The sequence below is a fragment of the Rhodococcus sp. A14 genome (assembly GCF_011603105.1).
GTDB lineage: Bacteria > Actinomycetota > Actinomycetes > Mycobacteriales > Mycobacteriaceae > Rhodococcus_F > Rhodococcus_F opacus.
This window is the reverse complement of record NZ_JAAOQS010000066.1, coordinates 11,080-24,062: the sequence shown is the minus strand read 5'-3', so window position 1 is coordinate 24,062 and position 12,983 is coordinate 11,080. Positions and strand designations below refer to the sequence as shown.

General features: G+C 63.9%; 12 protein-coding genes. 8 read left to right on the top strand and 4 right to left on the bottom strand.

Going from position 1 to position 12,983, the window contains the following annotated elements; translation table 11 throughout:
• Nucleotides 1-10: 10 nt before the first annotated feature.
• From G9373_RS28605 to G9373_RS28595, 3 genes are all read right to left on the bottom strand, one after another.
• Nucleotides 11-754: a glucose 1-dehydrogenase gene (locus G9373_RS28605; protein WP_167117943.1), complete on the bottom strand. Its 744-nt coding sequence runs from the start codon at nt 752-754 to the stop codon at nt 11-13.
• Nucleotides 755-813: 59 nt separating this feature from the next.
• The gene (locus tag G9373_RS28600; protein WP_167117940.1) at nt 814-1,593 is read right to left on the bottom strand and encodes an alpha/beta hydrolase; all 780 of its coding nucleotides are present in this window, start codon (nt 1,591-1,593) and stop codon (nt 814-816) included.
• 126 nt (nt 1,594-1,719) lie between these two features.
• Nucleotides 1,720-3,033: an MFS transporter gene (locus G9373_RS28595; protein ID WP_167117937.1), complete on the bottom strand. Its 1,314-nt coding sequence runs from the start codon at nt 3,031-3,033 to the stop codon at nt 1,720-1,722.
• Between the two features lie 338 nt (nt 3,034-3,371).
• On the opposite strand from G9373_RS28595, the gene G9373_RS28590 reads away from it, so the two are divergent.
• Nucleotides 3,372-3,701 (top strand): helix-turn-helix transcriptional regulator, encoded by a 330-nt coding sequence (locus tag G9373_RS28590; protein WP_241031751.1) that lies wholly within the window; start codon nt 3,372-3,374, stop codon nt 3,699-3,701.
• Nucleotides 3,702-3,776: 75 nt separating this feature from the next.
• Here G9373_RS28590 and G9373_RS28585 read toward each other — a convergent pair whose 3' ends face one another.
• On the bottom strand, nt 3,777-4,508 hold the full coding sequence (locus tag G9373_RS28585) for a GntR family transcriptional regulator (protein WP_167117931.1): 732 nt from the start codon (nt 4,506-4,508) through the stop codon (nt 3,777-3,779).
• A 280-nt stretch (nt 4,509-4,788) separates the two neighbouring features.
• Here G9373_RS28585 and G9373_RS28580 point away from each other — a divergent pair, with 280 nt between their 5' ends.
• The 7 genes from G9373_RS28580 to G9373_RS28550 all read left to right on the top strand — a co-directional run bounded on the left by G9373_RS28580 (nt 4,789) and on the right by G9373_RS28550 (nt 12,979).
• Nucleotides 4,789-6,291 (top strand): aldehyde dehydrogenase family protein, encoded by a 1,503-nt coding sequence (locus G9373_RS28580; RefSeq protein WP_167117926.1) that lies wholly within the window; start codon nt 4,789-4,791, stop codon nt 6,289-6,291.
• A gap of 27 nt (nt 6,292-6,318) precedes the next feature.
• Nucleotides 6,319-7,431: an NDMA-dependent alcohol dehydrogenase gene (locus tag G9373_RS28575; RefSeq protein ID WP_167117923.1), complete on the top strand. Its 1,113-nt coding sequence runs from the start codon at nt 6,319-6,321 to the stop codon at nt 7,429-7,431.
• A gap of 227 nt (nt 7,432-7,658) precedes the next feature.
• Entirely contained in the window at nt 7,659-8,837 is a 1,179-nt protein-coding gene (locus G9373_RS28570) for a thiolase family protein (protein WP_346842856.1), read from the top strand.
• Nucleotides 8,834-9,232 carry a Zn-ribbon domain-containing OB-fold protein gene (locus G9373_RS28565; protein ID WP_167117917.1) on the top strand — a complete coding sequence of 133 codons (399 nt, stop codon included), beginning with the start codon at nt 8,834-8,836 and terminating at the stop codon, nt 9,230-9,232. The genes G9373_RS28570 and G9373_RS28565 overlap by 4 nt, the downstream gene beginning before the upstream one ends.
• A complete protein-coding gene (locus tag G9373_RS28560) occupies nt 9,229-10,365 on the top strand; it encodes a CaiB/BaiF CoA-transferase family protein (RefSeq protein WP_167117914.1) in 1,137 nt (378 codons plus the stop codon). The genes G9373_RS28565 and G9373_RS28560 overlap by 4 nt, the downstream gene beginning before the upstream one ends.
• Nucleotides 10,365-11,300: an SMP-30/gluconolactonase/LRE family protein gene (locus tag G9373_RS28555; protein WP_167117911.1), complete on the top strand. Its 936-nt coding sequence runs from the start codon at nt 10,365-10,367 to the stop codon at nt 11,298-11,300. The genes G9373_RS28560 and G9373_RS28555 overlap by 1 nt, the downstream gene beginning before the upstream one ends.
• The gene (locus tag G9373_RS28550) at nt 11,297-12,979 is read left to right on the top strand and encodes an AMP-binding protein (protein WP_167117908.1); all 1,683 of its coding nucleotides are present in this window, start codon (nt 11,297-11,299) and stop codon (nt 12,977-12,979) included. Before G9373_RS28555 ends, G9373_RS28550 begins: the two co-directional genes overlap by 4 nt.
• Nucleotides 12,980-12,983: the final 4 nt, after the last annotated feature.

The window sequence follows — 12,983 nt, the reverse complement described above, 5'->3', positions numbered from 1 at the left end:
TGGGCGACGTTCATGCGGAGAGTCCGCCGTCGATCACGAGTTCGGCGCCGGTAACGAAGCCGCTCGACGGGGAGACAAGGTAGGCCACGAATGCAGCGATTTCGTCGGTCTGGCCGAGGCGCCCGAGTGGTGTCGCGCTGACCACGGCCTCTCGTTGTGAGTCGGGAACAACGTCCAGCATGCTGGTATCGATGAATCCGGGATGAACCGAGTTGACCCGGATGCCGAACTGTCCGAGATCCACTGCGGCAGCTTTGGTCATACCTCGAACCGCCCATTTGGTTGTGGTGTAGGAGATTTGGTTGGGGTAGGCGCGGTGGGAGGCGATGGAGGAGATGTTGACGATACTGCCGTGGCGGGCTGCCTTCATCAGCCCCGCGACGGCGTTCATGCCGAGAAAGACTCCGAGTTGGTTGACCCGGTAATGGGAGTTGAAGTTCTCCGGACTGGTGTTCTCGATGTCGCCTTCCGGTTTGTAGATACCCGCATTGTTGACCAGTGCCGTCACCTTGCCGTGCCGGCCGACGGTGCTGTCGATGACGTCCTGCCAGGATTGTTCGTCGGTGACGTCATGTGGGATGTAGTGACATCGTGGACCCAGTTCGTCGGCAAGTCGACGGCCGCTCTCGGCGCAGCCGCCGGCGATGGTGACCGCACTGCCGTGCTCGCTCAGTGTCCGGACGATGGCGGTGCCGATGCCGCGGCTGCCGCCGGAGATGATCGTGACGTCGTTGTCGAGGGTGGTGGGTTTCATTCGGTGTCCATGTTCAGGGTCGTCGGTGGCGTGGGGTGGGCGAGGCTGTGCGGTCGGGCCTACCAACGCGGAAGGGCGTCAAGGAAGCTGGCCAGCGCCGTTGATACGGCGTCGGGGTTTTCCTCAGTCACCAGGTGGCCCGCGCCGGGGATTCGGGCGAAAGCTGATCCCGGTATCCGGGCATGCATCCGTTCGGCAGCTGCAATGTCGATGCCGTTGTCCTGCTCACCGTGCACGATGAGGGTCGGGATCTCTATCTCGGACAGGCGGGAGAGGCGGTCGCTCTTGCTGATCCACGAGTTGTATTCGCCCCACACCGACCGCGATGGTCTAGCTCGCCACTTGCGCACCCACGAATCGATCAAGTCAGGACGGTTCGCGACGGCCTGCGGGCCGAAAATGATAGGAATGAAAGTTTCTGCGAAGGTCGCGGGGATGGGGTCTTCGCTCTTCATGGGCAGGAACACTTCGGCGAACTGAGCCTTCTCCTCGCTGGTGTAGGCGTCTGCCATCGTGTCCATCAGGACCAGCCCGGCCAGCCGTTCTGGGTACTTCAAGGCCAACTCGATCGCCATGAACCCGCCCACCGACATTCCCACCAGCACGAATCGGTCGACTCCTGCTCGCGCGGCCACCTCCAGGCAATCGGAGACCAGCGAGTCGAGGTCGTACGCGGTGGCGTATTCCGATGTTCCGGCCCTGCTGGTATAGGCGATGGTTCGGTAGCGATCGGCCAGAGCAGCGGTTTGCGCGGCGTACATGGTCCGATCCAGGAGCGTGCCGTGGCTGAAAAGCACTGCTGGGCCGGGTCCGTGATCTTCGACGTCGAAAACGTTCATCGGTTCTTTCCTTCGGGCCAGGGCATCGTGTCGCTCGGCCAGGGGCCGGTGGGGTAGCACAAGGGGATTTTGTTCGATGGCGGGGTCGCAATGCTCCGGTTGGTCCCGGTTGTGCAGCAACGCATGTCAGTGCACCAGGTCTTCGAGGTTGGAGTTGAGCGCCTTCGGCTGCGGGACCAGCCACAGGCCGACCAACGCGATCAGCGGCAGCACGGCACCGAAGACGATGACCAGCACATTCCAGCTGTAGAGGGTCAGCAGCGGGGCGACGACGAGCGCGAGAGTTCCGTAGCTGGCCCACAGCATGCCCGAACCCCAGGCTCCGCCCGTGCCACGGATACGCGTGGGGAAGGCTTCCTGGAGAAAATTCGAGGATCCGCCCCAGAGACCGATGGTGATCAAGACGTACACGATGAACCAGGGCACGATCGTCGACGGTGTCGCCAGGTACACCATGAAGATGGCGCATACAGATCCGAGCACTCCAACGGCCGTGAGGGTGTAGTGGGCACCTTTGCCCCGTGTGAGGAAACTGGCGGCGAGGATGGTGACGATACCGAGCCAGTTCGCCCAGCTGATCGCACGGTTGGCCTCGAGGAACGAAATGTCCTTCGCCTGCATGAAGCTCAGTCCGAAGTAGGACATGATGGCGTATTGGGGCACGATGAAGAGGAAGAACACGGTGACGCCGATGGTGCGGCGACGCATATCGGCTGCCCACAGCTGAGCGAGCACACTCTTCTCCGTCATAGCGACGTCGATGTGGAACCTGCTCGCCCCAGTTCGACGGGCATGCTGGAGATCCTGGAAGTGCGGTGTTTCCTTGATGACGAAGGAGACGGCGATACCGAAGACCAAGGGGAGTGTGCCGACGATCCAGAACACCGCCCGCCATCCCATGCCGGCGGCGATGTGTTCGGAGAAGAACGCCGACGATCCGAATCCGATGGCCCACCCCACTGGCACAGTCCCGGTCATCCATCCGCGATGCTTCGCGGGTACCGATTCCGCAATGAGTACGGTGGCTAGCCCCCACGAGACATAACCGATGGTTGCGATCGACCGCATGACACCGAATGATGCTGTGTTCCAGGCGAAGCCAGTCAGAATCGTGAACGCCGAGCAAATCGCGATAGCCGCTATGAATAGAGGCTTACGGCCGAACCGGTCGGTCATGGGGCCGATGAGGAACATAGCGATGACACCGCAGGTGAAGAATCCGGCTGCATAGATGTATCCGACAGCGCTGTCGGAGAATCCCAGACTTTGTTGGACGAGGGGGTAACTGGTGGGGAAGATTGCGGCGTCGGCCGCGATGGTCGCGTAACCGAGCACGCCGAGCACCATGACGGCCCAGTGATAGGGCCTCAGCGGCCCCTCCGAGGCAGGAGTGGCTGGCGGTCTCTCGCGCAAACCATCGTCAACGGCTATTTCTGTCATCGGATCTCCTGGTGACGTCGAGGGGCGATCGAGGAGGAGGGGAACACGCTGTGGCGCGCGCCACAAAGTGTGCGTCTTTTTGTATCACTTATCAAGTCTTACGGCCAACGACTCGTCCCTTCGTCCTTGAAAGGACGGTTAAACTGGCGATGTTCGACAAGGCTGCCGGACGTTTACCCCCGCACCCGCTGGAAGCGCACGGATAGTTGATACAATCTGAGCTTCGTGAAGCGGCAGTGCCTAGAAAGGAGGTATAGGTGTCGACATCCTGTCCCGACTGCTATTCGCGGAACGAGACAGTTCCTGGTGCCGTGAGGTGTTCCGCTGTCCACCGCGCAGTGACGGCACTGCGATCGGACGAGCTGGACGACCAGGCCGCCCGTCGTGTGGCTCTCGACATCCTCAGTCAGCTCGTCGCGGTTCCAAAAGACATCCATGGCACCGGCGGTTCGGCATCCTGGCCATCATTGAGCGGCCGAGAGCGCGACGTGCTCGGGTGCCTGGTCGCGGGCTCGTCCAACCGCGAGATCGGACAGCAGCTCTACATCGCCGAGAGCACCGTGCGCTTTCACGTCAGCAGTATCCTGCGCAAGCTGGGCGTGCGCACACGGGCAGAAGTCATTGCACTGGTGTTGCGCCAGCCGCGAATCGCATGCCCCACTCGCTGACACTCGCCCCGCCGTACCCGGCCACCTGCCGGCCAGGCCGTGAACGACGTAGAACTGACAAGTTTGTGCCTGCCACTAGGCGTCGTCGGCGAGGATCCCATCGCGCTTGAGCTTGGCGATCACGTACTCCCCCTCGAACTGGACATGTTCGCGCGATGCGGCATCCGCCGCTGCCGCGTCTCCACTCCTCAAGGCGTCCAAAATCTTCTGGTGCCCCCGATTGGCTTCCGGGCTCGCCCCCGGGGGTGCCTCGTACACGGCCCGTGGCAGGTTCTTGGCCAGCTGCCGCAGCACCGACAACAGGCGCCGACTGCCACCGGTCTGGTTGATGAGAGCGTGGAACTCCCAGTTCAGGTTGTGTAATAGATCAGGATCATCGCTCGCCTGCATGCCCTCGTGCAGCTCCTGCAGCCGGGCAAGCGTTGGTTGCGTGATCCGCGACGCAGCGCGCCGCGATGCGAGCCCCTGCACCATTCCGTAGATCCGGTAGTGATCGTCGATGTCCTCGCGCAGGATGGGAACGACGAAAGAACCACGATGAGGTTCGGAGTCGATCAACCCCTCGGCCTCGAGAGTGATGAGCGCTTCCCGAACCGGCAGGCGACTGACCCCGAGGTCTTTGGCGATTTGGTCCTGTGGCACTCGCTGCCCCCGGATCAGAGACCCGTCGAAGATCATGTTCTTGATGTAGTCGACGACCTGACCACTCATGTTCCGCCGCGAGACATGAGGACGAGCATCCTCACTCCTGCCACCGTTCCGTGCACGACGATTCGACAATTCGACCTCAGCGTCGGACGTGGTCATATCGACTCCTAATTTGATCAATCATCAACAATCGCTAGTGTAACGCGGTCGACAGGAGGGCGGGCACATCGCCCTCGGCAACACACCACACCCGCGCTTTTCCCCGCCGAGACACCTTCAGCATCGCTCTGACCTGCTGGTTTTCGAAACCATCCGTCGTCAGCCCGTCGAGTTCTGCGTATCGCGTTTCCACACCGTCCAGGTCGGACTCGACTTCATGGGCGTCCTGACGTAATGTGCGTCACACCTGATGTATCACATATCCATTTTGAGAGGCACGATGACAACCACCGCATCGACTGATCACCTGCTCTCCTCGGCTGTCGTCAAGCGTTTGGACGCGGCGCCGCACGTCTTCATCGACGGCGAACGGCGCGCAGCGCGCAGCGGCGAGGAGCTTCCCATCTTCGACCCGGCAACCGGGCGCCAGATTGCGGTTGCGGCCTCGGGAGGGGTGGACGACGTCGCCGACGCGGTCGAGGCGGCCCGGCGCGCGTTCGCCGAGTCCGCTCCCTGGCGGCAGATGAGCCCACTCGACCGCGGACGCATCCTCCACCGGATCGGCGATCTGATCTACCAGCACGCCGACGACTTCGCTCAGCTCGAGGTCCTTGATGCAGGAAAGGTTCTCGGCGCAGCACGAAACATCGATGTCGAGTTCGCCGCCCGAGCATTTCACTACTACGCCGGTTGGCCCACCAAGATTGTCGGTTCGACCGTCCCGGTATCTCATCCCAACATTTACATACGCACCGAACGTGAGCCGGTCGGGGTGGTGGGCGCGATCACCGCGTGGAACTTCCCGCTTCTGCTGTGCGGATGGAAGATCGGTCCCGCCCTCGCGTCCGGGTGCACGATTGTCCTCAAGCCTTCCGAGGAAACGCCCCTGTCGGCGCTGTGGCTGGCGGAGCTGGCCACCGAGGCCGGACTTCCCGCCGGCGTGCTCAACGTCGTCCCCGGCACTGGCGGAACCGCCGGGCAAGCACTGGTCACCCATCCCGGGGTCGACAAGCTCACCTTCACCGGCTCGACGAAGGTCGGCAAGCACATCGCCCGCCAAGCCGCGGACGACGTCAAACGGGTGACGCTCGAACTGGGCGGCAAGTCCGCCAACATCATCCTTCCCGACGCCGATGTGCAGGAGGCGGTGACCGGTTCGGCGGGTGGCATCTTCTGGCACTCCGGCCAAACTTGCAGCGCCCCATCGCGATTGTTTGTGCACAATGACATTCACGACGAGGTCATCGAGCGACTCACCGCGATCGCCGGCCAGTTGAGGATCGGGCCCGGCATCGAGGAGGGCGTCGACTTCGGGCCCCTGGCCAACAAAGCGCAACTCGAGCGTGTCCGGGGATACGTCCAGCGCGCAAAGGAAGAGGGCGCCACGATCTATCAGGGCGCGCAGATACCCGAGGATCTGACCGGACACTTCCACCCCCCGACGATCATCGCCAATGCGACCGACGACATGGAATGCGCCCGTGAGGAGATCTTCGGTCCGGTCGTCGTCGTTCTCACCTTCGACCACATCGACGAGGTCATCGAGCGCGCGAATGCCAGCGACTACGGCTTGGCCGCGGGCATCTGGACGAAGAATGTGAACACCGTCCAGACGATGACCCGCCGACTGCAGGCCGGAACCGTCTACGTCAACGGGTGGGGGTTGACCGATCCGGCGGCTCCCTTCGGCGGGTTCCACCAGTCCGGCTACGGCCGCGACCTGGGCCCGGACAGCCTCGACGGATACCTGGAAACCAAGTCCGTCTGGACCATGCACAGCTGAATTTCCCTCGAACGATCGGAAAGAACAATGAAGACACGCGCTGCCGTACTGACCGCGCCCCACGCCCCCTTCGAGATCATGGAACTCGACATCGACGATCCCGGCCCCGGGGAGGTCATGCTGCGGATGTCCGCGGCCGGGCTGTGCCATTCGGATCTGCACATGATGGACGGAGATCTGTCGGTGCGCTATCCGATGGTGGGCGGCCACGAAGCGGCGGGCATCGTCGAGAAGGTTGGCCCCGGAGTGAAGAAGGTCGCGGTCGGTGACCACGTGGTCTGCAGCTTCACCCCGAGTTGCGGCATCTGCCGGTACTGCTCGACCGGACGCCAGAATCTCTGCGACGCAGGGTCCACGATTCTCGAAGGCAGCATGCCGGACGGCACTTTCCGTCTCCACAAGGACGGCACCGACTACAGCGCTTTCTGCATGCTCGGGGCATTCTCCGAATTCGCGACTGTGTCCGAATACTCGGTCGTGAAGGTCGACGACTGGCTTCCGCTCGACTCCGCGGTACTCGTCGGGTGCGGTGTCCCGACCGGATGGGGAACCGCGGTCAACGCCGGCAACGTTCGCCCCGGGGACACCACCGTCATCTATGGGATCGGCGGATTGGGTATCAACGCGGTGCAGGGTGCGGTGCACGCCGGTGCCAAGTACATCGTGTGCGTCGATCCCGTCGAGTTCAAGCGAGAGACGGCACTCAAATTCGGTGCGACCCACGTCTTCTCCAATGCCGAAGATGCGCACGCGAAGGTCACCGAACTGACCTGGGGCCAGGGTGCCGACCAGGCCCTCGTGCTCATCGGAACCATGGACGAGGAAACCATCACCGCGGCATTCAACGTGATCGGGAAGGGCTCGACGGTCGTGGTCACGGGTGTGTCCAACGCAGCCAACCTCACCGTCCACGTGTCGGGCCAGGAAATGGTGTTCATGGAGAAGACCATCAAGGGCACCCTGTTCGGATCGTCGAATCCGCAGTACGACATCGTCCGCTTGCTGCGACTCTACGATGCAGGTCGGCTCAAACTCGACGAGCTCATCACCACCCGTTACACGCTCGACGAGATCAACCAGGGATATCAGGACTTGCGAGACGGTAAGAACATCCGCGGAGTCATCGACTTCTCACTCTGACCTCCCCCGGGGTGCTTCGACCCTTCCGGTCTCCTCGCATTATGAGACCGGAAGGGTGCCTGGCGTGCCCGCGCGGCCGGTGGCGCCCGTTCTTCCTCGCATCGAATCCACCGCTGCACAACGTTATCCGACGTTGCTGCCCGATTCTCGTCCCCCCTTGCGGAAACGTCGCCGGGCATGGCACAGTAAATTGTCCGTACGTATCAGTTATCAAATTTGGAGTTGTAGTGCAGCCATACCGGCCCACAGATAAGGCCGTACTTCGCGCGGCCACCGCGGTGGTCGGGGTCGGCACGACCGAATTCGGCAATCTCGCGGGTTCCTCCGCCGACGATTTGGGCTTGACCGCCCTTCAGGCGGCACTCACCGATGCCGGACTGACTCCCGGCGACCTCGACGGCTTGATCGTGAACCGGGTCAGTAGTTACGAAGCAGTGGCCTCACGGATGGGAATCGAACCACGCTGGTCGGCGCAGCTACCGGCGGAGGGACGCATGACCGGCATCGCCATCCAGATGGCGGTACTGGCCATCGCTACCGGGATGGCCTCCACCATCGCGCTGGTGTACGGCAACAACGGGCGCTCCGGTGGGCACACCTATGGAGGCGGCAGCGCGAGCGCCAGCGCGGCCGCCGAGGGATACGGCACCACCCCGGCGCTGACCCTGCCCTACGGAATGACTTCTCCCGGAGCCTTTTACGCAATGATGTTCCAGCGGCACTGTGCGCAGTACGGCACCACCGCCGAACAGCTGGCGCAAGTCGCGATCACCCTCCGAGAGCACGCCTCGCTCAACCCGCAGGCCGTGTTCACAGACCGCATCTCACGCGAGATCTACCTCGAGTCCCGATTCATCGTCGAACCGCTGAAGATCTACGACTACTGCCTGATCAACGACGGCGGGGTGGCCATGATCCTCACCTCCGCGGACCGGGCCCGCGACTGTGCTCAACCGCCCGTTCATGTCCTCGGGCTCGGACAACAAGGGCAGCTACGCAACTCTGACTTCCCCCCGGACGACTTCTGGCGTGAGGCGATCGCCAGCGCCGGGCAGCAGGCCTACGCAATGGCCGACTGCACCCGCGCCGACATCGACGTCCTGATGGCCTACGACAACTTCAGCCCCAACGTGCTCTTCACCCTCGAGGGCCTCGGATTCTGCGCACCCGGCGAGTCCGGAGCATGGATCCAGGACGGCCGAATCGGGCTGCGTGGTGAGCTGCCGATCAACACCTCCGGCGGACACCTGTCGGAAAGCTACATGCAAGGGTGGGGGTTGAACGTCGAGGCGATCCGCCAGTTGAGGAAGACCTGCGGCGATCGCCAGGTGCACGACGCGACGATCGCTCAATACCTGTGCGCCGCTCCCGTGGTGACCTCGGTCGTATACGGAGCACAGGCATGAGCCCCCGCTATTCGTTGACCGCCCATCGCGAGGGGCTGGCCCGCCACGAGCTGTTGATCAGTGCCTGCGCGGCCTGCGGAACCCAGCAGTTCCCTCCGAAAGCGGTCTGCACTCGATGCGGCGACACAGAGACTCCACAGTGGAACGCGGTGACCGGAGAGGGCCACCTATGGTCCTACGCAACCTTCCGCAAGACCTACCGGACCGACTTCCACCTGCCGAGTCCATACGTCGTCGCGGTCATCGAACTCGACGAAGGCGCCAGAATCTACGGCAACCTCGTCGGCGTGCCAATGCCCTCCCTCCGGATCGGGCAGCGCGTCCGCGCCGAATTCATCACCGACGACGGAGAGTCGCACCTGATCTTCGTCGCAGCCGACAAGGAAGGCACATGACCGACACAGCCCCCTCCCCCGGCCCGCTCCGTGGACTGCGCGTCGTCGAGATCGCCGCGCTCGGGTCGGCACCGTTCGCCGCGATGATGCTCGCCGACGCCGGCGCGGAAGTCCTGCGGATCAACCGGCCCGGCCAGACCACCGACGACGCCGGCATCCTCGGCCGGGGACGGACCACGCTGAGCCTTGATCTCAAGGACCCCTGCGAACGCGACCGTGCCCTGGACGCCATCGATCGCGCCGACGTGCTCATCGAAGGATTCCGGCCGGGCGTGATGGAACGACTTGGGCTCGGACCCGATACCTGTCTAGGCCGCAACCCTGCCTTGATCTATGCCCGAATGACCGGCTGGGGGCAGGACGGACCGCTCGCCGATACCGCCGGCCACGACCTCAACTATCTCGCGCTGACCGGTGCCCTTCGGTCCATCGCCCGCCAGGGGGAAGTTCCCGTTCCGCCGCTCAATCTCGTCGGTGATTACGGCGGCGGCGGGATGCTGCTGGTCACGGGAATACTCGCCGCGCTCTACGAGCGGGTGTCGAGCAATGTCGGTCAGGTCGTCGACGCTGCGATGATCGACGGAACCAGCTTGCTGATGAGCGGTATCTGGAACCGCAAGGCCACCGGGAACTGGTCGAGCGAACCCGGCACGAACAGTATCGACAGTGGTGCGCACTTCTACAACGTCTACCGGACCTCGGACGACGCTTTCATGGCCGTGGGCAGTATCGAGCCGCAGTTCTACCAGCGGCTGCTCCTCGGGCTCGGGCTCGCCGACGCCGACCTGCCGGCACAACAGGACCGGGCGCAGTGGCCGGCCATGAAGGATCGGTTCGCGAGTATCTTCCGGACGAAAACCCGCGAAGAATGGACGGTGGTCTTCGCCGAACTCGACGCGTGTGTGTCCCCGGTTCTCACTCTCGACGAAGCGGTGACCGACCCACACATGCAGTTCCGAAACACCCTCATCCGGGGAGAACGCGTCGAACCTGCCCCCGCTCCCCGATACAGCAGAACACCGGGCAATGCCGGCGGACACGGTGAAAACACGGAGCCGGCAACAACGTTGATGACGCGTTGTGCGTCGACCGATTGCACGACACCGGCGACGACCAGAACAGGACAACACTGATGGCTGCACCATCGATCACCACCAGAACAGTCGAGGACGGCCTGACACTCGCAGAGAACATCGGCTTCACCGAGGGCCCCGTGTGGACCACCGACGGCCGACTATTCGTCACGAGCGTCAGCCGCGGCGCGTTGTACGAGGTCTTCCTCGACGGCCAACCGGCCGTTGCGGTCGCCGAAACCGGTGGCGGACCCAACGGCATGACGCTCGGGTGCGACGGTCGACTGTGGATCACCCAGAATGGTGGCGAGGCGATGCCCACCAGGTCACAGCTGCACACCACCCCGTCCATCCAGGTCTGGGATCACCACGCTCCCGCCGCGCCGCGCACCATCCTCAGCGAGAACGTCCATGCTCCCTCGGACTGTGCGTTCGGGCCGGACGGCGCGCTCTGGTTCACCGACCCGAACGGTCACGGCTTCGGCGACGCAGCCCTGCCGGGCCGCGTCTGGCGATACGATCCCGCGGCCGATCACGCAACCGTCATTCTCGACGACGTCTTCTTCCCCAACGGCATCGCGTTCGGAACCTCCCCGGAACACCTGTACGTCGCCGAGACCGCGCGCGACCGGGTGCGCCGCTATGTGGTCACAGCTTCGACCGCGACCGTCGATCATGACTTCCCGGAGATCACCGTCCCAACCCCCGATGGCATCACCGTCGACGCACGCGGCGGGTTGTGGGTGGCGGGGAGCAAATCGGGCACGGTTACCTACTTCGACCCGGCCGCGCAGCTGCGCGAGCAGTTGGCGATCGGTAAAGGAACGATGCCCACCAGTGTCTGCTTCGCCGGCGCCGCGCTCGACCGTCTCATCGTGACGGTCGCCAAAGGCGGGCGCGTACTCGCCTTTGCCGTCGACACACCCGGCTTACCCACCCCGCCTGCAGCTGTCCCCATCGTTTCGTCGCCTGCACAACCCGAGGAACTCCAATGACCGCATCAGCTCCTGCCGCTCACACCTGGGGGGCATTGCTGCACGAAATGGCCGACCGCTTCCCCAGACGCGCCGCGCTCTCTTTCGAAGGGACCGACATCACCTTCGCCGACCTCGATCGCGAGGTCAGCAGATGGTCGAAGGCACTGCTCGCCATAGGAATCGGTCGCGGTGACTCGATCGCCATCTTGGCAGGCAATCGGCCCGAGTGGCTATATACCGCGATGGCCGGGGCCCGGATAGGCGCCGCCGTCGTGCCCATCAACACCTGGTACAAGACCGATGAACTCTCGTATGCGCTCGACCACGGCGACGTGAAAGCCCTGCTGTTCTTCGACCGACTGCGCGGTACGGACTATGCCCCCATCGTCGCGGGCGCCGTCGCGGCGGTCACCGACTCACCCGGCCCCGACGGCGTACTCCACGACACGGCATTGCCGACGTTGCGTCAGGTCGTCGAGCTCGGAGACCACCGTCTCCCGGCTGCGGTACCGCTGCACCAGTTCCTCGGGCGCGGAGAACAGATCAGCGACGCCGCACTGACCGATGCCGAAGCCGCTGTCGAACCGGACGACCTCGCGTACCTCATCTACACCAGTGGCAGCACGGCCCGACCCAAGTGTGTCGCTCTCGAACACCACCACGCCATCGTCAATACCTTCAACATCGGCGAACGGCAGGCGCTCGACGAGCACGACCGGTCATTTCTCGCGACACCGCTGTTCTACGGTCTCGGTGTCATTCAGGCCCTCGGCGCGACCTGGACCCACGGCGCGTGCGTGGTCCTCATGGAGGTGTATGAACCCGGCCGAGCCCTCGAACTGCTCGAACGTGAACGCTGCACCGCCTACTACGGACTGGGCAACATGACCCGAAGCCTCGTCGACCATCCCGACCGCGCTCGCCGCCAACTCAGCCTCCGCAAGGGTGTCCTCGGCCTGAGCAAAGCCGACCGCCAACTCGCCCGCACCGAACTCGGACTGACCCTGGGCACCAGCATCTACGGATTGACCGAGTCCTACGGGTTGTGCGCGCTGACCGATGCCCACGACCCCGTCGAACGGGCCGAGGGCACCATCGGCCGACCCCTCCCCGACTGGGACTTCCGCATCGCCGACCCGGAAACCGACGACCCCCTACCGGCCGGTGAAATCGGACAGATCCTGATCCGCGGACACGTCATGCGCGGCTACTACAAGGATCCCGACCGCAACCGCGAGGTCATGACACCCGACGGCTTCTTCCGCACCGGCGACCTCGCATACATGGACGAGCACGGGTACCTGCACTTCCACTCCCGGCTCTCGGAAATGATGAAACCCGGCGGCATCAACGTCAGCCCCCTCGAAGTAGAACTCCTGGTCGGGGAAATCGCCGGCGTCCGGGAAGTGCATGCCGTGGGCATCCCCGACATCGTCCGCGGTGAGGCGATCGTCGTCTTCGTCGACGCCGACCGCGACGACGTCACCCTCGCCCGGATCCAGGACCACGTCCGCAGCAAGGCCGCCAAATACAAAGCCCCGCACCATGCGATCTACGGAACCAGCGCCAGCTTCCCGCGCGTCGCCAGCGGCAAGGTACCCAAGGCCCGCCTACGCGAACTTGCGCTCACCGAACTCGGGCTCGACGCCACCGGGATGCCCACCCGGTCCGTTCCCACTCCGCTCGCCGACCACTGACACA